This is a genomic window from Rhodococcus sp. H-CA8f, from assembly GCF_002501585.1.
In the GTDB taxonomy this organism is placed as follows: domain Bacteria; phylum Actinomycetota; class Actinomycetes; order Mycobacteriales; family Mycobacteriaceae; genus Rhodococcus_F; species Rhodococcus_F erythropolis.
In genome coordinates this window covers 302557-320964 of the sequence record NZ_CP023720.1, presented here as the reverse complement: position 1 = coordinate 320964, position 18408 = coordinate 302557, and the positions used below count along the sequence as shown (strand labels likewise).

Annotated in this window: 20 protein-coding genes; 8 read left to right on the top strand and 12 right to left on the bottom strand. The window is 61.7% G+C overall.

The features are described from left to right. Positions 1–2: 2 nt before the first annotated feature. From CPI83_RS01515 to fepB, 3 genes are read right to left on the bottom strand one after another with little or no spacing between them, the layout of a single operon-like run. Positions 3–1052 (bottom strand): iron chelate uptake ABC transporter family permease subunit, encoded by a 1050-nt coding sequence (locus CPI83_RS01515; protein WP_232816833.1) that lies wholly within the window; start codon positions 1050–1052, stop codon positions 3–5. Positions 1053–1054: 2 nt separating this feature from the next. Further along, entirely contained in the window at positions 1055–2101 is a 1047-nt protein-coding gene (locus CPI83_RS01510; protein ID WP_225989595.1) for an iron chelate uptake ABC transporter family permease subunit, read from the bottom strand. A gap of 4 nt (positions 2102–2105) precedes the next feature. Further along, positions 2106–3119: a Fe2+-enterobactin ABC transporter substrate-binding protein gene (gene fepB / locus CPI83_RS01505; protein ID WP_092765703.1), complete on the bottom strand. Its 1014-nt coding sequence runs from the start codon at positions 3117–3119 to the stop codon at positions 2106–2108. 103 nt (positions 3120–3222) lie between these two features. On the opposite strand from fepB, the gene CPI83_RS01500 reads away from it, so the two are divergent. Further along, entirely contained in the window at positions 3223–4836 is a 1614-nt protein-coding gene (locus CPI83_RS01500; protein ID WP_092765702.1) for a helix-turn-helix domain-containing protein, read from the top strand. Here CPI83_RS01500 and CPI83_RS01495 read toward each other — a convergent pair. Then, positions 4824–5201 carry a VOC family protein gene (locus tag CPI83_RS01495; RefSeq protein WP_097388108.1) on the bottom strand — a complete coding sequence of 126 codons (378 nt, stop codon included), beginning with the start codon at positions 5199–5201 and terminating at the stop codon, positions 4824–4826. The two genes, CPI83_RS01500 and CPI83_RS01495, sit on opposite strands and share 13 nt — an antisense overlap. Positions 5202–5298: 97 nt before the next feature. Between CPI83_RS01495 and CPI83_RS01490 the strand changes: the two genes are divergently transcribed. Together CPI83_RS01490 and CPI83_RS01485 are read left to right on the top strand one after the other, a co-directional pair. Further along, the gene (locus CPI83_RS01490) at positions 5299–6024 is read left to right on the top strand and encodes a TetR/AcrR family transcriptional regulator (RefSeq protein ID WP_021333291.1); all 726 of its coding nucleotides are present in this window, start codon (positions 5299–5301) and stop codon (positions 6022–6024) included. 334 nt (positions 6025–6358) lie between these two features. Continuing rightward, positions 6359–6595: a hypothetical protein gene (locus CPI83_RS01485; protein ID WP_097388107.1), complete on the top strand. Its 237-nt coding sequence runs from the start codon at positions 6359–6361 to the stop codon at positions 6593–6595. Positions 6596–6602: 7 nt separating this feature from the next. On the opposite strand, the gene CPI83_RS01480 is transcribed toward CPI83_RS01485, so the two are convergent. From CPI83_RS01480 to CPI83_RS01470, 3 genes are read right to left on the bottom strand one after another with little or no spacing between them, the layout of a single operon-like run. After that, entirely contained in the window at positions 6603–8258 is a 1656-nt protein-coding gene (locus CPI83_RS01480; protein WP_232816832.1) for an AMP-binding protein, read from the bottom strand. Further along, on the bottom strand, positions 8255–8719 hold the full coding sequence (locus CPI83_RS01475; RefSeq protein WP_020909637.1) for a MaoC/PaaZ C-terminal domain-containing protein: 465 nt from the start codon (positions 8717–8719) through the stop codon (positions 8255–8257). Before CPI83_RS01475 ends, CPI83_RS01480 begins: the two co-directional genes overlap by 4 nt. Positions 8720–8733: 14 nt before the next feature. Next, positions 8734–10104, bottom strand: a complete 1371-nt coding sequence (locus tag CPI83_RS01470) for an MFS transporter (RefSeq protein WP_019745950.1) — start codon at positions 10102–10104, stop codon at positions 8734–8736. Between the two features lie 218 nt (positions 10105–10322). Between CPI83_RS01470 and CPI83_RS01465 the strand changes: the two genes are divergently transcribed. The 3 genes from CPI83_RS01465 (at position 10323) to CPI83_RS01455 (ending at position 12196) form a co-directional block, all read left to right on the top strand. Continuing rightward, positions 10323–11021 carry a TetR/AcrR family transcriptional regulator gene (locus CPI83_RS01465; RefSeq protein WP_232816831.1) on the top strand — a complete coding sequence of 233 codons (699 nt, stop codon included), beginning with the start codon at positions 10323–10325 and terminating at the stop codon, positions 11019–11021. Positions 11022–11058: 37 nt separating this feature from the next. Next, positions 11059–11910 (top strand): PHP domain-containing protein, encoded by an 852-nt coding sequence (locus tag CPI83_RS01460; RefSeq protein WP_092765700.1) that lies wholly within the window; start codon positions 11059–11061, stop codon positions 11908–11910. 73 nt (positions 11911–11983) lie between these two features. After that, a complete protein-coding gene (locus tag CPI83_RS01455) occupies positions 11984–12196 on the top strand; it encodes a hypothetical protein (protein WP_029256626.1) in 213 nt (70 codons plus the stop codon). Between the two features lie 8 nt (positions 12197–12204). Here CPI83_RS01455 and CPI83_RS01450 read toward each other — a convergent pair whose 3' ends face one another. Both CPI83_RS01450 and CPI83_RS01445 read right to left on the bottom strand, forming a co-directional pair. After that, positions 12205–12732 carry a CinA family protein gene (locus CPI83_RS01450; RefSeq protein ID WP_092765699.1) on the bottom strand — a complete coding sequence of 176 codons (528 nt, stop codon included), beginning with the start codon at positions 12730–12732 and terminating at the stop codon, positions 12205–12207. Positions 12733–12809: 77 nt separating this feature from the next. Then, entirely contained in the window at positions 12810–13958 is a 1149-nt protein-coding gene (locus CPI83_RS01445; RefSeq protein ID WP_092765698.1) for a glutamate--cysteine ligase, read from the bottom strand. Between the two features lie 160 nt (positions 13959–14118). Between CPI83_RS01445 and CPI83_RS01440 the strand changes: the two genes are divergently transcribed. Beyond that, positions 14119–14424, top strand: coding sequence for a hypothetical protein (locus tag CPI83_RS01440; RefSeq protein ID WP_097386663.1), 306 nt, complete (start codon positions 14119–14121; stop codon positions 14422–14424). A gap of 57 nt (positions 14425–14481) precedes the next feature. Here CPI83_RS01440 and CPI83_RS01435 read toward each other — a convergent pair whose 3' ends face one another. The 3 genes from CPI83_RS01435 to CPI83_RS01425 form a co-directional block, all read right to left on the bottom strand. Then, positions 14482–14751, bottom strand: coding sequence for a Rho termination factor N-terminal domain-containing protein (locus tag CPI83_RS01435; RefSeq protein WP_020909642.1), 270 nt, complete (start codon positions 14749–14751; stop codon positions 14482–14484). A 46-nt stretch (positions 14752–14797) separates the two neighbouring features. Further along, complete coding sequence (locus tag CPI83_RS01430; RefSeq protein ID WP_021346030.1) at positions 14798–16966, bottom strand: catalase; 2169 nt, start codon at positions 16964–16966, stop codon at positions 14798–14800. 143 nt (positions 16967–17109) lie between these two features. Further along, on the bottom strand, positions 17110–17346 hold the full coding sequence (locus CPI83_RS01425; protein ID WP_003943084.1) for a CsbD family protein: 237 nt from the start codon (positions 17344–17346) through the stop codon (positions 17110–17112). A 180-nt stretch (positions 17347–17526) separates the two neighbouring features. On the opposite strand from CPI83_RS01425, the gene CPI83_RS01420 reads away from it, so the two are divergent. Beyond that, on the top strand, positions 17527–18405 hold the full coding sequence (locus tag CPI83_RS01420; protein ID WP_092765696.1) for a MurR/RpiR family transcriptional regulator: 879 nt from the start codon (positions 17527–17529) through the stop codon (positions 18403–18405). Positions 18406–18408 lie beyond the last annotated feature (3 nt).

Sequence of the window (18408 nt, the reverse complement as noted above, 5' to 3'; positions counted from 1 at the left end):
TTTCAGGCCTGACGGGCCAGCAGCCAGATCAGATAGGCGCCGCCGAGCAGACTGGTGACAAGACCGACCGGAGTTCGGAGACCGACCTCGACCGCTTGGGCAATCAAGTCGGCGCCCGCCAACAGAACCGCGCCGAGCAGGAAGGAGGTCGCGACAAGAACACCGCTGCGCCGAGCCAACCGTCGTGCGATCTGGGGAGCTGCGAGCGCCACAAAGGCGATGGGACCGGTAGCTGCAGTTGCTGCTCCGGTGAGCGCGACCGCAAGCAGAATGCCGGCGAATCGGTATCGCTCCACGGAGATTCCGAGCGAAGACGCTGCGTCGTCGCCCATTTCCATCATGGTGACGCGCCTGGACACCACGACGAGAGCAGGAACCAGAACACCGACGGCGATCGCAACGCTGATCGCGTGTGGCCAACCGCGCCCGGTCAGCGAACCGGCCGTCCACTGCTGCACCACGGTGGCGTCGTCGATATCCGCGCGTACCACCAGGAACGACATCACGGCGCTCAGCATCGCCCCAACTCCGATGCCGACCAGGACGAGTCGAAGACCGCCGCTGACTCCGTCTTTGCGTGCCAGCGCGTACACGAGCAATGCGGTCAGCATGCCGCCGAGAACAGCAGCGCCCGCGGTCTGGAGTACCCCGCCGCCGAAGAACACGATCTGGACCACCGCTGCCGTCGCAGCGCCGGTGGTGAAACCGATGATGTCCGGCGAGCCGAGAACATTGCGCGAAAGCGTCTGGAAAACCGCGCCGGCCACACCGAGGCTTCCACCCACCCCGATCGCGGTGATCAGCCGCGGAAGACGGCGATTCTGGACGGACCGAACCGCCGCTGGGGTGCCTTCGCCGTTCAGAGCGCGCCACACGTCACCCAAGGACAGGTCCAAGGTTCCGTACATCAGCGTGGCAAACGAGAGCGCCGCCAACGCCGCGCTGATTGAGATGGCTACGAACAGCACTCGCGGGACTATGCGCCACGACCACGACCCGATTCGAACCACCCAACCGCGAAAGAGCGGTGGGACCGGCTGCGCTGCAATCATGTTCACAGTGACGCCACCCGCCGTGAGCGAACGAGCGCGACAAACAACGGTCCGCCGAGCACAGCCACCGCGATCCCCGTCTGCAGATCTCCCGGCGAGGTGACAACGCGACCGAGAACGTCGGCCAAGAGCAGAAACGCCGGCGCGACGACGAGCACGCACGGCAGAAGAAGACGCAGATCCGGTCCGACCACGCCGCGCACGATGTGCGGCGCAGCCAGCCCAACGAATCCGAGTGGGCCGGCCGCCGCGGTGGCCGCCCCCGCGAGCAGGATGACTGCTACAGCGGATCCGGCCCGGGCGGGACCAGTGCGGGCGCCGAGCCCTTTGGCAACGTCCTCACCAAGAGCAATCGCATTGAGTGGACGAATCAGCAACAACGACAACACGATACCGATCGCGATGAAGGGAAGGACGGTGACGATCACGTCTCCGCCGCGCCCCTGCAACGAACCCACTGCCCAGAATCGGAACTGATTGAAGGCAGCCTCATTGCTGATGAGAACCATGCTGGTGAGCGCCGTGATCGCCGTTGCCACAGCGGCACCGGCGAGCGCCATGCGCGCTGGGGTCGCGGCGCTGCGATGCGCAGACCCCAACATGTACACACCCACCGAGGCAACGGCCGCGCCGGCGAGCGCGAACCACAGATAACCGCCGACCGAAGTCACCCCCAGATAGGCAATCGCAATCACAACTGCCGCTGACGCTCCGGCGTTCACACCCAGTAGCCCCGGATCGGCCAGAGGGTTGCGGGTGATCGACTGCATCAGCGCGCCGGCCAGTCCGAGTGCAGCCCCGACCACCAGCCCGAGAATTGTTCGGGGCAAGCGTGATCCGATCACCACGAGGTGTTCGTTGTTGCCGGCGTCGTAGGAAAGGATCGCGTCGAGCACGGTGGCGACGGGGATATTGCGAGAGCCGAGTACCAGCCCACCGACGGACGCCAGCACGATCACGACCACGGAGGCCACGACCAACAACCCCGCACGCGCGGCTGTCCCGGACCGCAGCGGTGCTTCGGTCCGGGACTGTGAAGAAGCGCTCACGCCGTCATCCACCGAACGTGGACACCAGCGACTCGACTGTCTGCTTGGCACTGAAGTAGTCGAGGCGGAAAGCCGCCGTTCCCATCGCGTAGACCCGATCACCCTTGACAGCAGGTTGATTGGCGAGAAGCGGATCGGCAGCAAGTTGCTTCTCCACATCCTTGGGTCCCATCGAGACGGCAAACAGCGTCTGTGAGCCGTCAAGGGCGGCAGACATGTTCTCGGAGCTGACGATCGCGACGCCGGAGGCACCCCGCTTGTCCGGAGCGACAAACTGCTCAGCGGGCTCGGCATAGGTAAAGCCGAGCGAGGTCAACAGATTGCCCTGTGGGCTGTCGGCCCGGAACGTCCAGACACCGTCGGCACCCATGTAGACCAGCGCCGTCACCGGCTGCTCGGGAAGTTTGATCTTCCCGGCCTGCGTCGTCACCCAGCTGTCGTACTCGTCGACGGTCTTGTCGGCCTCGCTCTCGAGTCCGGTGACAGTCCCCAGCTGATCTGCGAGTTCCTCCCAGGAGCTGGCGCCGTAGTCGAGAAGAACGGTGGGTGCGATGTCGCTCAGCTGCGCGTAGGCGTCGAGCGTCGAGTCACCTCCGTTGGCGGACCCGATGATCAGATCGGGTTCGAACGTCTCGATCGCGTCGAGGTTCAGCTCGAGATTTCGGTAGAGAACCTCTACTCCACGATCAGCTGCCACCTCCGACCACTGGGAGAAGAACCCCTGTTCATCGGTCATTCCCGACGGCGTCGTTGCCGCGCTGGCGACGACCGGCGCACCGATTGCAAGCAGCGTGCCGGTCAACGACGGCGAGGTGGACACAATTCGGGTCGGCTTCGAGGTGATCTCGGTACTGCGGTCGCCGTGATCGACGGTGCGCGGCCATCCCTCGGCAGAACCTGAGGTTTTCTGGGTGCCCTCGGTTCCGGCATCGCTATCTGACGAGCTGGAGCAGCCGGCAAGAGCGAGGGCGACGACCACGGCGAGTATTGCCGCCGTCGGGCGAAGTGATCTGCGCATGATTATGGCTTTCTGAAGGTACGAGAGTGCGCCGCTGCGAACGCAGACGGCAGAGGTAAAGTTAGCCATACTTAAGTAGCAAGGGTTGTCCAGGAGCGCCAACGTGTTACCACTATCTGAGCCGAACGCGATCGGTTTGGCGCCGGTCCGTGCGAGCGCCACCGAGCCCAGCACCGCCCGCTCGCCGCTGTTGTTCTGGGTTCTTGCAGGCAGCGGACGCGTCCGAGTCGGATCGACGGTCCACGAGATACCAGCTGGCGAATCGCTGTGGATCCCGGCGGGTGCGCGATACGCAATGGAGACGGACTCGGATTCCGTCGCGTTTCCCATCCTGCTTCCGCCTTCGAACGGCGCCAGCGCCGGGCCGGCTACCGTGACGCGCCTGCGCGTTCCGCCCGGATGGGAAGACAGACTGATCCACGAGTTCGTTCACAACCTGGGCTATCTGCGCGGCGACGCTGCACACCCGTCGTCCTTGTTCGAGATGATCGCCCGGGCTGACGACGGGGCCACCTCGCTGCCGCGATTGCCGCAGTCACGGGAAGCGTTCGAGATCGCGCACGCCCTTTTGCGAACGCCTGGCACCGACGACACCGAGGGACAATTCGCGAAGCGTGCCGGGATCAGCATTCGAACGCTCCAGCGGTACTTCGTGGAAGAAACCGGCCTCACCTTCACGCGCTGGCGGCTTCGAGCCCGGATCGCCGCCTCGTTGGAGTACCTGAAGCAGGACCGCGAGATCGGTTGGATTGCAAACGAAGTCGGCTTCGAAACAGGAAGCGGATTCACTCGCGCGTTCCGGGCCCAGATGGGAGAGAGCCCGAGCGACTACCGTCGGCGGGCCCTCTCCGGTCCAACCGATCGCAGCGTGGACACCGACAACGATCAAGCATTGGTCCGCATGCTCGCAGAGCCCAGGCAGCCCGGAGAAACTGCGCCGCCGATACCGGCCAACGCGACCTGGCCGCGCGTCAACGGCGCCCACGTCGCAGTGTGGGTTTACCGAGGCCAAGCCCGGGTGGACGTCGCGGACCGCAGCTGGGAACTGCGCACCGGCGAGGCCATGATTCTGCCTGCAGGCGTCCTCAATACCGTCACGGTTCCGACGGGTTCACTGCTTCTGCCGCTCGGCTTCCGCTCCTCGAACGGATCGACCGTATCTGCCGACGCCCTCGAGACCGTGCAGTTCTCCCCCGATGACGAATTGGCATTGCTGCACACTTTCGTCGCCGCCTACACACCCTTGCGCCCGCGTGGCCACGACAGCGCCGCAGCATTCGACATCATCGCCACCGGCCCTCTCGCACAATCGGTTTCGAACGGGTCTGCCGCCGATTCGATTGCCACACGACTGGCAGCGACAATCTCCGCCCGACCGGCTGACCCTCGCACTCTGGACGAGTGGGCGCAAGAGTTCGGTACCGACGCTGCCAGGCTGCGCCGGGAGTTCCGTATCGAGACCGGCACTACGTATCCGCAATGGCGATCGCTTTCACGGATGACCCAGGCACGCACCCAACTCCAACTCGGGGTTGCACCCGGCACTGTGTCGAGGAACCTGGGTTACGCGCACCTGCCCGCATTCAGCCGAGCGTTTCGCACTGCGCACGGGATCTCACCGCAACGCTTCCAAGCTCAGTCCGTCGAACGCGCCCTCTGGTTACGTTCTGTGCCGCGCGCCGCCGAGCCGAGCGCTCGGGTTCTTCACACCCACTGAACGAGCTGCCACACGATGCCGTTGGGATCGACGAGCTGGCAGTAGCGCTCGCCCCACGGTTCGGTCTCCGGCTCTGTGACGACGGAGGCACCTTCGGCAGCGATGCGGGCGAACTCGGCGTCGACGTCATCGACCACGAATGCGATGAGCATGCCTTGCCCGGCCGAACCTGCAACGAAGTCCGGCTTGAACGTACCGAGACCGGTGCGAAGGAAGACCACGTTGACCCCGGCATCCGGATGATTCAGAGAAACGAATCCATCGTCGGACATGGCCTCGGTGAAGCCGAAATGGGTTTTCGCGAAGTGGGCCGACGCGTCCGTGTCGGCAACGTTCAAGGACAGAGCAGTGCTGGTGATTTTCATCGTGGCCTCCATGATCATAAACCTTGTGCAGTGCATACAGTATGCACCGTATAAGGTATACCACTGTTGAGGTATTCCCGATTTCTGGAGACGGCTGATGGCACGCGAACTGATCGACCTACTGTGGCGCGATCACCCCCTCGCACCGAAGGGTGGAGCCCGCGGCCCTCGCGCGAAGGTCACCACCTCACAGGCGGTCGACGTCGCTCTTGCCCTCGCGGACGTGGAAGGGCTGGACGCGGTGACGGTGCGCCGATTGGCCGCCGAGCTCGGAATCTCGGGCATGGCGGTGTACACCCACGTCGGGTCCCGTGACGATCTCCTGGTGCTCATGGTCGACACCGTGCGCAGCAACAGTCCGCGCCTGTCGTACGGGAACATGACGTGGCGCAAGCGCGTGCGCCGGGTAGCCGAGGAGGAACTTGCCCTCTACTCGGAGCACTGGTGGCTCCTGGACATCACCGATCAGCGCTCCGCGTTGGGTCCGGGAACTATCGCGAAGTACGACCACGAACTACACGCGTTCGACGGCACCGGGCTGAGCGACATCGAGCGGGATTCCGCGCTGACGTTTGTCGCCGACTTCGCCCGGTCCTCGGCGCAAGCACGGCGCCCCGACCCCCGAGCGGCCGACATGGCCGAGGTGTGGTCGTCCTGGAACCAGCGTCTGGCTGCCTATCTCGGCGACAACTTCCCGCTGGCGCAGCGAGTCGGAGGAGCGGCCGGCGAAGCCAAGAACACCCCGTACAGCCCCGAGGCAGCGTGGAAATTCGGGCTGGACCGGGTCCTCGACGCCCTGGAAGGTCTTGTTCACATCGAATGACATTCCTGCAATTCGAAACCGCGAGAGCTGTTGCACGCCTATGAGAATCAATCGACCCGAGAGGTACGGGGTTCCAGTGAGCTTCTGATCGAGATTCCGCTGCGCGACGCAACCAGCTAGCCCCAACTTCAGCGGCATATATCCACGGAGAAGGGGTAGACGAGTAGATACCGGCGGCACATCGACTCAACTCCAGGCGTGGTGGACAATGTTTCTCAGCGACCAGTCAATTCGTCATCACACCCGCCGTTTCGGTGCAGCTCTGTCGCCTTCTCACAAGTGGCCTCCCCCGACCGAAACACAGCGCGTCGCACGCTGGAGTGAGAGGTCGGAGATGCTCGGCGCGCTGTCGGTACTCCTGTTCTGGGCTTTCGGCTTCGGCATCCTTCTGGGTGCGGGCGCGATTACAACAGGAATCTTTGCGCTCCGACGTCGCCCGAAGAAGTCTGGCGGGCATCTGCTCTCGAATGCCCGCCAGCTGCCGTGGGATGCAATAGTCGGCCTCTTCACCGGCGTCATCGGTCTTGCCCTGAGCGGTTGGTTCTTCGTCGTGGACCTACCCAACATGTAGGCGTCTGCTAGCCAAGGCCGTTCGCGTCAGTGGCCAATGTTCGGAGTTCCCGTCGTAGGATCTTGCCCGTGGTGGTGAGCGGCAAGCTGTCGATGAAGGTGATCTGCCTGGGGTACTGGTAGAAAGCAAGGCGGCTTTTCACGTGGGTCTGCAACTCCTGGCGAAGCTCTTCCGAAGAGTTCGTTCCTTCGGACAGAACGACAAAAGCGTGAACGGCTTCCCCGCGCAACGGATCCGGAACACCGATGACGCCGGCCATGGCTACCTCGTCGTGCGAGAGCAGGCACTCTTCGATCTCGCCGGGGCCGATCCGGTACCCCGCGGACGAAATGACGTCATCGGCACGCCCCTGGTACCAGAAGTTCCCCGCTTCATCGGTCCGACCCAGATCACCGGTATGAATCCACCCGTCGTAGACCTTTTCATCAGTCTTCGACGGTTGGTTCCAATAGCCGAGGAACTGTCCGGGGTTGCCTGCCTTCACACAGATCTCGCCTACCTGCCCCACCGCTACCGGCTCGCCGAGCGGATCGAGGAGGGTGACGTCGAAGCCCGGAAAAGCGCGACCCATCGAGCCGCTCACGGGCGTCCACTTCGAACGCGAAGTGCCGATGGTCAGATTCATTTCCGTCTGCCCGTAGAACTCGTTGACAGCTACGCCGAGTGTGTTTGCAACCCACGCCTGCAATGCGTCACCGAGGGCTTCACCACCAGTTCCCAATGCTCGCAGCCGAATACCACGCGCAGCGGTGCCGTCGACGCCGATACTCCGCATCTGCTTGAGCGCAGTCGGAGGAATGAAGGCACCCGTTACTTTGTGACGGCTCAGAATCTCGACCGCACGCGCCGGTGTGAATTTGTCGGGCGTCGCAACAACGGGGCACCCCAACGCAAGGGCTGGAAACAGAACGTCGAACAGACCGCCGATCCAGGCCCAGTCTGCCGGCGTCCAGAAGACATCTCCCCGCTGCGGCGCATTGTCGAATGCCGTCCGCATACCGGGCATGTGCGCCAAGAGAATTCGATGCCCGTGGAGGGCGCCTTTCGGATTCCCCGTCGTTCCCGAGGTATAGATGATGATGGCGTGTGAATCGGGGCCCGTCGCCGCCAATTCCGCGCTTTCTGCGGCACTGTCGACGAGGCTGTGGAAATCGAGAAGTCGAACGGGGGTCGAATCGGAGGGCTGATCCGTCTTTCCGACAACGATGACGGCTTCGATGCCGGGTATCTCACCTATTCCGTCGGCAACTCGTTCGTAACAGTCCTTGTCGACCACAAGCACTTTCGCTCCCGAGTCACGCATTCGATGAACGACCGCATCCGACCCGAACTTGACCGAAAGCGGAACGGTGACCATTCCGGATCGGAAGGCGCCCAGATGTGTCGCGAGAACCTCGATCCCCTGTGGGACCATCACACCGACGCGATCCCCTGAGACAAGGCCGAGATCCGCAAGCACGGTTGCGAACTTTCGGCTTGTCGTGGCGACTTCACCGAAGGTGTACCGACTCCAGTGTCCACCGGTGTCTACGACGAGGGCTAGATCATCGGGATTCTGCACATCGACACAGGCGTGCGCGATGTTGAATTGCTCTGGCACAGTCCATTCGAAGTCTTCTGCTTCGAGATCCTGCCACCATGACATATGCGGCCGAGAACTCACCGAGCACCCACTTCGAGGTCGAGGGAATGGGTCTCGCCTACCAGGAAAGAGAATTCGCCGGAGAAAACAAGGTCTCCGTCTTGGTTGACGAGTGAGCCTTTCGACGTCACGATCGCGGTCTCACCGTCCGAGCGAGGACGCACCGACAGCACTTCCGACACCGCATGCACCGAGTCGCCGAGGTAGGTCGGCCGGTGGAACCTGACGTGGTCAAGTCCGTAGAAGCACTGGAGGTAACGGGGATCCAACTCCACCAGGCCGAGCAAGGTGGACAGCATGAGTGCGCCGTGGGCGATCTGGCGACCGAAGCGCGTCTGCTGCGCGTAGTCGGGGTCGAGGTGCAGAGGATGGCGATCCCAGGTGAGGTCGGCGAAACTTCGCACATAGTCTTCGGTGACGACCCGCGGGTCCGTTACCGCAATGTCTCCGACAGAGATCTCTTCGAAACTCTTTGTGATCATTGAAGTTTCCTCTACTAGTTGACAACCGTTGAGCGTTGATCGACCGGCGGTAGATAGGCCCCGTTGTCATCGATGTACATGTCGCGGCTTCCTTCGTCGAGGTCGGTGTCACGGACGAAGTAGACGCTGATCAGCGAAATCACCGACAGGGCAGCGATATACACAGCCACCGCGAACGATCCACCTGTCGCGCGGACCAACATGGCCGCGACCATCGGCGCGATTGCTCCACCCAAGAGCACACCGATCTGGAAAGCGATCGAGGCCGCGCTGTAGCGCACCCGGGCGTCGAACAATTCGGCGATGAACGTCGCCTGCGGCCCGTACGAGATGCTGAGCATGAAGGCGCCGACCGCCAATGCGCCGGTGGTGATCCAGAAGTTGCCGGTATCTATCGCGGCGAATGCAACGAAGACCCACAGACCCATGCCGGTGATCCCGACCATCAGGATCCGGCGTCGGCCGAACTTTTCGGACAGTTGACCAAAGATCGGAATGAAGATGACGGCAACGAGCGCGGACACCATGACCGCGCCGAGCATGAGGTTTCCGGACAGCAGATCGAATTGATCGGCGTACGTCAGGCTGTAGGTGTTGAGGATGTAGAAGTAGGCGCCGGTGCTGATCATCGAACCTGCGGCAAGAATGATCTGGCGAGGATAGTTCTTGAACGCGTCGACCATCGGGATCTTGACCGCGGTGTTCTGCTGCTTCACGCGAGCGAATGCCGGAGTCTCTTCCAACGCCGTGCGAATGTACAGCCCCACTGCAACCAAAGCGATACTCAGCAGGAACGGAATTCGCCATCCCCACACCAGGAATTGGTCTCCGGTGAGCGCCTTGGTGCCGAACATGACGGCCGTCGCCAGCAGAAGGCCGGCGGGCACACCCACCTGCGGCATGCTGCCGTAGAAGCCGCGGCGATTCTTGGGTGCGTACTCCACAGCAGTCAAAACTGCACCGCCCCACTCGCCGCCGACGCCGAATCCTTGAATCAGCCTCAACACAACGAGAAGAATCGGGGCCCACACACCGATCTGGGAAGACGTCGGAAGGACGCCGACCAGGAATGTTGCAGCTCCCATCAAGAGAAGTGCAAGCACCAAGACCTTCTTGCGTCCGATGCGGTCACCGAAGTGGCCCATCACAACACCGCCGAGTGGCCGCGCCAGAAAGCCGACCGCAAAGGTAGCGAAGGAGAGAATCGTCGCCAGCGCGGGATCTGCGCCCGAAAAGAACAGCGGCGCAAAGACCAAAGCGGCGGAGGCGCCGTAGATCTGAAAGTCGTACCACTCGATCGTGGTGCCGACCAGAACTGATCCGGCTACACGCCGCAGGGCAGGCCTGTCGACAGTTGCGGGAGATGGAGGATTCGCGTCGTTCATGTCATTGCTCCTTGTATGGAGTGCCCTGTTAGCTCGCGCACCGAGGGGAGGCTCGACAAGAACACTATGCAGTGACCCAACGCACAGTCAAGCATTTTTCAATCGATCGATTGATGAATAGATATGTAATTTGCCAGTACACAGGCAGCTATCAATCAATTGATTGACGGTCAGTCGATTTCGGCGGCGATGCTAGCATGATTGGGCAACCAACCGAAATGAGGATCATGGACCTGGGGCGCGTTCAACGGGCGGCAGTCACGCTGTTCGCGACGAAAGGGTTCGCCGCTACCGGCATTCGTGAACTCGGAGCAGAAGCCGGCATCAACTCGGCAACGCTCTATCACTACGTCGGCAGCAAAGAGTCACTGTTGGCCTCGATCATTCGGTCGTGCCTCGACGAGCTGACACAGTCGGGAGAGCGGGCGATGCGCCGCAGCGCCGATCCCGTGGTCCAGCTCGCCGGCCTGGTGTCGTCGCACGTCGGCATTACCGCTGTCAACCAACTGACTGCCCGCGTCGCCGAGTACGAGATGCGCGGATTGACCGGAGACAACCGCATCGAGTTGCAGACGCTGCGCGACGAGTACGAGCTTCTTTTCGGACAGATCCTCGAACGCGGACAACGCGTGGGCGCCTTCGACATCGAAGATCTGGCATTGAGCCGACTCGCGATACTGGAGATGTGCACCGGGGTTGCGCACTGGTACCGGCCCGGTGGGCGTCTCGAGTTGGAAGATGTCCAGCGATTCTTCGTCAGCACCACATGCAAGCTTCTGTCGGTTCCGTCCGACGAACTGAACGGAGTGGACTTCATTCACGAAGTTCGAAAGCTGGACAGCGAACCCGAGACTCAGTCCTCCGAAATTTGGGGCACCCACGCACAGAGCGACTTCGTACGCCAGTCCGAACTGTAATCACACCAGAACTTCCGCGCTCTGATACGAACTGAACATGCAACTACCCGCGGACAGTCATGTTCACAGCGAGTGGTCGTGGGATACCGGCGGGCCACAGTCCGACGCTTCCGGGCGAATGCAACAGACTTGCGCACGTGCCGAAGCAATCGGATTGCCCGCGTTGGTGTTCACCGAGCATCTCGACTTCGATGCTCGGTGGCGCACAACCGCCGCAGATCTGATGCCCCATCAACATCACCTGCTGAGCACCGACGGCTACGTCCGCGCACCCATCCTCGACCTCGACGGCTATCTCGACAGCATCGAACGATGTCGACACCGTTTTCCTGAATTGCGGATTCTCACCGGAGTCGAGTTCGGACAACCGCACCTGCACGAAGCGCAGGCGTCGCACCTCCTTGATCTCGGTGTGATCGACCGGGTATTGGGGTCCTTGCACACGCTCGAAGTCGGCGACGATCGGAGTGAACCGAACACCCTGTTTCGAAAGTGGGGCGCCGACGAAGTGATGTGGGCTTACCTCGAAGAGATCCCGCGTATGGTGGCTGGCTCTCAGACCTTCGAGGTGTTCACCCATATCGACTACGCAGTGCGTGCATGGCCGACCGAAATCGCCGGACCTTTCGATCCCCGCCGATTCGAGGACGGATTCCGAAATGGGATGCGCGCCATCGCCGAAAGCGGTCGGGCGCTCGAGATGAACACCCGACGGCTGTGGTCCTGGATACCCCAGTGGTGGAGCGAAGAGGGAGGCAAAGCGGTGACATTCGGAAGCGATGCCCATGTGCCCGAAGCTCTGGCGGCGAACTTCCCGGAAGCGACAGCGATGCTCGAACACTACGGATTCCGTTCAGGTCGAAGGCCCGAAGACTATTGGACCCGCTGACCTTCTGTTCTCCTGGCCGACATTTCCGTGAGCAAAGGTTGTCGGAGGCGGATCTACCCGCAATAGTCGATGTATGGATCGGTACAAGATCACGATGCCCGACGGCTCCTCGACCGAGGAACCTTTCGACTCCGACAAGGAAGCAATCGCGTGCGCCGTGGATGCCAATCGAGGCGTCAGCAAGCACCTTGTAGTCGAGAAATACGCGGCCGACGGCCGTCTGATTCCTACTGCTCAGGCTCCTGCGAAACACAAGGGACATCACAAGAATCGTTCGAACAGTTGAATTCTCGACTACACCACGCCTGTCGAACTTGGTGTGCGGCGACCGGACGCGTGACGCAGAAGTAGACCGATCGCATGCTCGACGGTTGCTCCCAGGACGGCTTCGGGGTCACCTGCGAAAACCTGTTTCTCTGTTTCAGCGGTCCCATGGTCGACGACTCCGAACCACACAGTTCCCGGTGGGACGTTCTCCTGGGTATCCGGACCGGCTTCGCCGGTGACGGCCAGTGCCAACGTCGCGCCGAACAGTGTGGCAGTGCTGTGTGCCATGACCCGAGCAGCGTCCTCGCAGACGACTGGGCCGTGAGGAACATGAAGAACGGAATGCTTGACCGCTCGGGTATATGCGACGATCCCGCCACAAAACCAGGAACCGGCGTTCGGCGCCTTTCCTAGATGTGCGGCGATGTTCCCGGCGGTCAACGATTCCGCCGTCGCCACCGACAGACCGTGTTCCTCTACTACTGCGGCCAACTGCCTGCACATATCGTCGAGATCCTTGTCCGACGCAAGCTCGGGTCGTGGATCGCCATTCATATGTTCCTCCTCCTGCCGTCCGATCGGTGACCTCGATAAGAAATTGGAGGTCTTGGAATGCCAATTCCAACCGTGCCCTACAGCTCACTGCCACCTTGTGAACTGCACCCTTCGAAAGTGCGTCGGGCGCACTCGTCGATCACATCGGCCACCCGTGACCGGCGTGCGAGTTGCCGGCGCTGCATGATCGCTCCGTTTCCGTTGCTGAAGACCTTGTCCAAGGAAGCCGTGACCTGCTCGAACTCTCCGAATGCGGTCAGTGCAGGTTCGACATGATCCACCAATCGCCGAACCGCCTGATGTGCAGTCAGCAAGCGCACGGATTCCACGTCCAGCGACCTGCCGTCGAGTCCGTCGCGTGCTGCACGCCAGCAAGCCGCGCGGAGTAGCTCCTGATCGACCGCAGGCGCAACCTCACCTTTGGTGATCGCAGCGGATGCGGTGCCGACGAGTGCCTGCACCAGTGTGGCCAGAGTCATCGTCTCCTCCACGGTGGCGGGCACGTCGCTGATCCGAATCTCCACGGTGGGAAGGTGATCCGACATGCGCGCGTCCCAATAGACCATGTGTGGATCGAGAATGACCCCTGTCTCCAGCATCGCTGCAACGGCATCCTCGTAGTGCCCCACGGACTCGAAGAAGGGCGGCGGACCCGAACTGGGCCATCTGCCGAACAGAACGTAACGCCAACTCGCATAACCGGTATCGCGTCCCCCACTGATCGGGGAGTTCGCCGTCAATGCCAACAAGGTTGGTAACCATGGACGCAGATGATTGATGATCTGGACTGATCGTTCTCGATCTTCGACACCCACGTGAATGTGGCAACCACACATCACACCTTCGGTGATCGCACCGAATTGACCGGCCATCCGTTGGTACCGCGACTTCTGCGTGATCTCGTCGACCGGTGGATCGTAGAAAGGCGTTCCGACAGCGATGAGTTGACATCCCACGCGGGCAGCGGCATCGGCGGTGAGGGCACGAGACTCACAGAGTTGGTCACGAAGGTCACGAATGTGGCTGCCGATCGAAGTGGAAGTCTCCACCTGACAACGTGTGAGTTCGAGTTGCAACGAGATACCGAGTTCTCGCCCGGCAGCAGCAACCTCGGAGTTGCGCAGACTGGGACGCCCAGTCTGCGGATCGCAGAGCAAAAACTCCTCCTCGACACCGAGAGTCGGTGTACCTACCGAGAATAGGTCAGGAGTCGACTTCCCATTCATAGGCCTTCCTCGCACCGGTTTTCCTCCACACCCGATACTTCGAGCGTACGGCTTTCTCCGCACTTCGGCACTACTCCATCTGTTTCATTCACCCATCGATCGGGTAGTTGCCCTGTGAACCGACGACGAGCGAAGAATCGCAAGTCTTCATGAGCGAAGGATGGAGTGCGCCGTGACCAACATGAGCGGGAGTTCACCGGTAGATGACGAACACACCAATCGATCGCACGTCGGGGAGGCAATCAGCGACGGGCGCAACTATCCCGGATACCTGCTGATCGGGCTGGGTCTGGCAACACTCGGATTGACCTTGGTGGCAGCAGGTTACGGATTTCACGGATGGGCAGTCATCGCCGGCGCGGTGTGCGTCGTGTCCTTCGTCGTCGGAACACTGGCCATCTTGATGGAACACCGTCGGGTCAAGCGACTGGAAGGTCAGGAACTCTTCGATCAAGAAGGGCACTGAACGGAACGCTCGAGTTGTATTCTGCACAAGCAGAATACAACTCGAGCAGAATCCGGCTCAGTGATCGCGGAGTTTCTCGATCAGCTCACCCTTGTTCAGTTTCGAGTACCCGTGCAGATCGAGTTCCTTGGCGCGTTTCTTCAGATCGTCGACCGTCCACTCCTCGTACGGCGAAGATTGTCCGCCGGACTTGGCGACAGTCGACCGCCCTCGATTGGCGGCCGCATTGGAGATTCGAGCCGCCTTCTCCTTGGAATCGCCCTTCTCACGTAGCTCTTCGTAGAGTTCTTGATCCTTGAGTTGAGGTTGTGAGTCCTTGCGAGCCACTGTTTCGTCCCTTCACTCGTCTTCACTCCGACGGTGTGGCCGGCACTCAGGATGTGGGCGGCACCTCGAAACGCCCCCACACGCGGTGCGTCTTCAGAAGCTGAGCGAGTGAGGCGAGGGCTCCTTCCGCGTCAGCATCGACGACGACTCCCAATGCAGACTCGTCGATACCGGCGGCAGCCAGCGCACTCATGCTCTCACCCCAACCACCAATTGCCTTGCTGTGACGATACATTTCGTTCAGCAGAGTCTCCACCCGTGGATCCAACTTGCCCTCGCCGATCCGAGAAACGTCGCCGCTCAGCAGGATTGCATCGAATTCGATCGAACGAGCTGTGAGGTACGTTCGCTGCACCGTCACCGCGTCGTCACCGTCCCCGATGGTTCCGCCGTGCGGGCCGAGGATCAGCGGCACCATGCCGGCGTCGAAGATCTTGTCTCGAATGGCGACCACGGTGTCGAGATCGGAGTTCTCGTCGACCAGTAGCGCGATGATCCTTCCGTCTACCGGCCATTCCGCGCCAACCTGAGACAGTGCAGGGCTGAGCTCCGGATCACTCAACGGCTCCGTCGGTTCGGGAACCGGAAGGCCAAGCCCTCCTGCGACAATCGACACGAGGCCCGCGTCGATGTTCGCCAAGATGCCCAGATTCCGGGTCTTGATGTTCTCCTCGTAGCACTTGCCCAATTCGAAGGTATACGCCTGCGCGACGTGCTCCTGTTCGACAGGGGAGAGACTGCGGTAGAAGAGTCGAGCTTGCGAGAAGTGATCGTCGAACGATGCCGGCGCCTGCCTCACCTTGCGCCCTGAAACTTCCTGGGGCACCTCGATATAGGCCGCGCTGTCCGCCGAGGCCATGAACGGGCACCCACCGTCCAACGAATTGGGATGGTACGGCGCGACTCCGGTATGCACACCGTCCTGATGGAAGCCGTCGCGAAGCATGTCGTTGACAGGCGCGTGAGGACGGTTGATCGGAATCTGGTCGAAGTTGGGGCCACCGAGTCGCGTGATCTGGGTGTCGAGGTACGAGAACAAACGCGCCTGCAGGAGACGATCGTTGGTGATGTCGACACCCGGAACCAAGTGACCCGGGTGGAATGCGACCTGCTCGGTCTCGGCGAAAAAGTTCGTCGGATTGGCGTCGAGTGTCATCGTTCCGATGACCTGAACCGGCGCGAGTTCTTCGGGCACGATCTTGGTGGGATCCAATAGATCTATGCCTTCGAACATTTCGTCTTCGGTATCAGGGAACACCTGCACGCCCAGATCCCAGGACGGATATGCGCCGGCCTCGATGGCGTCGGCAAGATCGCGTCGGTGGAAATCCGGATCCACACCGCCGGCGATCTGCGCTTCCTCCCACACGAGTGAATGCACTCCGGCGGCCGGCTTCCAGTGGAATTTCACCAGATTCGTATCGCCGTCGGCATTCACGAGCCTGAACGTGTGAATGCCGAAGCCCTCCATCATGCGATAGGAGCGCGGGATGCCTCGATCGGACATGTTCCACAATGTGTGCGCGGTGGCTTCGGTGTGCAGCGACACGAAATCCCAGAACGTGTCGTGCGCGCTCTGCGCCTGCGGAATCTCCCGGTCCGGATGGGGTTTCGCGGCATGAATGATGTCCGGGAACTTGATTCCGTCCTGAATGAAGAACACCGGGATGTTGTTGCCCACCAGATCGAAGACACCTTCGTCGGTGTAGAACTTGGTGGCGAAGCCGCGTGTGTCTCGGACGGTATCCGCCGAACCGCGTGAACCCAGAACTGTCGAGAAGCGTACGAATACCGGGGTTCTGGCACCTGAAGCGAACAACGAGGCTTTACAGATGTTTTCGGCTGCGCCATTCGCCAGGAACGTGCCGTGCGCGGCCGCCCCGCGGGCGTGGACGACACGCTCCGGAATTCGCTCGTGATCGAAGTGTGTGATCTTCTCACGCAGATGGTGATCCTGCAGAAGAGTCGGGCCCCGCTCGCCTGCGGTCAGTGAGTGGTCGGTCTCGTAAAGCCGTGTACCGGTGGCGGTGGTGAGGTACTCCCCCCGCTGGCCACGTCCATTTCCCTTCACCTTCTCTTCGGCACCCGCGACGGTACGCACCTCCGGCTGCCGCTGGTCGTCCTTGGGCGGCAACGGCTGTCGAGGCTTGACCGGTTCTTTCAGGTCCGGCGCTTTCGGGGCCGGTGCACCTGGGACGGACTGAGATGAAGGCATCGAACAGCTCCTCTTGATCGTCATGCTGGGCGCACGAATCTTGTTACGCCCTAAGTAAGTAGAGATTTCAAACTGAACGCGGAGCCACGACTCACCCTCGGGCTGGGATCAATCCCAGGCCGAGGGTGACGAGTGCGTCAGGGCTATTGCTCGGACTTCTGTCGCGCTTCGTCTGCGGCCGCTTCGGCGCGAGCCTTCTCGGCTTCCGCCTCTTTCTTCGCGACTTCTCGCTGGCTTTCGGCCTTGTCCTGCTGGGCGCGGCCCTCTCGGGTCAAACTGTCGTTTCCGGAAACCGCACCAACGGCTTCCTTGGCCTTACCCTTGACGTCCTCTACTACGCCTTTGATTCCCTCGCTGGGACCGCTCTTGTCATCTGGCACGTTGACCCTCCAATACGTTTCGGATTCTCGCTCAGGGTTCCCACACAGACAGGACTCCCACACAGAAGGCCCTACCCCGTCGAAATTCGCATAAACATCCGTGCACCGACTAGGCGCGACGCGTACGAGTAGCGACCGCCGAGGGGAGTGCCGTTCACTCTCGTGTGTTATTCAGTGCACATGAGCCAGTTACAGACCGATCCCCCCGTGGGCGGAACGCTGTCCACGATTCGCGCGCTTGCGCCCAACCTGGCCCCGAGCGAGCGACGCGTCGCCGACATCTGCATTGCCCGGCCCAAGGAGTTCGCCTGGTGGTCGGCGGCAGATGTGGCCGAGCACGCGTCCACGTCGACAGCAACGGTTATTCGAGCGTGTCAGAATCTCGGATTCAAGGGCTTTCAGCATCTGCGCATGCTCCTGCTCAGAGACCTCGGCGCATCCGAATCCCGGGTGCAGGATGCTTCGCACACCAAGGACAGCATCGGGTTGATGCAAGCGGTCTTCGGCGAAGTGGCTGCCGATCTCGGCGGAGCACTCACACCACTGGATCGGGATGCCTTCGACCGGGCCGTCGAAGCCATCGCCGACGCCGACCGCGTACTCGTTGTGGGAAACGGGGTATCCGGGCCATCTGCATCTGCAGTGGCTGTTCGGTTCATCCTGAACGGACGGACCGCGGAAGCACCCACCGATGCGGTGATGCAGCAACTGACAGCTCGCCACCTCACCTCGCGAGACGTCTGTCTCGCGATCAGTGACAGTGGACTCAACTCGTTGACCCTCCAGCCCGCCCACGCCGCGAAAGAAGCCGGCGCTATCGTCATCGGCGTGACCGGATACGCACGGTCCCCACTGGTGGAACTGGCCGACATGGGCCTGGTTCTCGGTGGCGGAACCGGGCCGTGGGGCGCGCACGGAGCTTCGGCGACCGTCATCCAGCTGACCTTTCTGATCGGCCTGCAGATCGCCGTCAGTGAACGACGCGGCGGGTCGGCGGAAGCTGCCGCCCAGACTCTCGAGCATGTGATCGGAATCCTCAATCACGTTTCCACTAGCTGAAAT

Bases quoted from the DNA above. Each gene is read 5' to 3' on its own strand.
- CPI83_RS01490 (WP_021333291.1), top strand. From the start codon at position 5,299: ATGGCACGCGAACTGATCGACCTACTGTGGCGCGATCACCCCCTCGCA.
- fepB (WP_092765703.1), bottom strand. From the start codon at position 3,119: ATGCGCAGATCACTTCGCCCGACGGCGGCAATACTCGCCGTGGTCGTC.
- CPI83_RS01495 (WP_097388108.1), bottom strand. From the start codon at position 5,201: ATGAAAATCACCAGCACTGCTCTGTCCTTGAACGTTGCCGACACGGAC.
- CPI83_RS01460 (WP_092765700.1), top strand. From the start codon at position 11,059: ATGCAACTACCCGCGGACAGTCATGTTCACAGCGAGTGGTCGTGGGAT.
- CPI83_RS01485 (WP_097388107.1), top strand. From the start codon at position 6,359: ATGCTCGGCGCGCTGTCGGTACTCCTGTTCTGGGCTTTCGGCTTCGGC.
- CPI83_RS01445 (WP_092765698.1), bottom strand. From the start codon at position 13,958: ATGAATGGGAAGTCGACTCCTGACCTATTCTCGGTAGGTACACCGACT.
- CPI83_RS01450 (WP_092765699.1), bottom strand. From the start codon at position 12,732: ATGAATGGCGATCCACGACCCGAGCTTGCGTCGGACAAGGATCTCGAC.
- CPI83_RS01470 (WP_019745950.1), bottom strand. From the start codon at position 10,104: ATGAACGACGCGAATCCTCCATCTCCCGCAACTGTCGACAGGCCTGCC.
- CPI83_RS01475 (WP_020909637.1), bottom strand. From the start codon at position 8,719: ATGATCACAAAGAGTTTCGAAGAGATCTCTGTCGGAGACATTGCGGTA.
- CPI83_RS01440 (WP_097386663.1), top strand. From the start codon at position 14,119: ATGGAGTGCGCCGTGACCAACATGAGCGGGAGTTCACCGGTAGATGAC.
- CPI83_RS01420 (WP_092765696.1), top strand. From the start codon at position 17,527: ATGAGCCAGTTACAGACCGATCCCCCCGTGGGCGGAACGCTGTCCACG.
- CPI83_RS01515 (WP_232816833.1), bottom strand. From the start codon at position 1,052: ATGATTGCAGCGCAGCCGGTCCCACCGCTCTTTCGCGGTTGGGTGGTT.
- CPI83_RS01455 (WP_029256626.1), top strand. From the start codon at position 11,984: ATGGATCGGTACAAGATCACGATGCCCGACGGCTCCTCGACCGAGGAA.
- CPI83_RS01430 (WP_021346030.1), bottom strand. From the start codon at position 16,966: ATGCCTTCATCTCAGTCCGTCCCAGGTGCACCGGCCCCGAAAGCGCCG.
- CPI83_RS01465 (WP_232816831.1), top strand. From the start codon at position 10,323: ATGAGGATCATGGACCTGGGGCGCGTTCAACGGGCGGCAGTCACGCTG.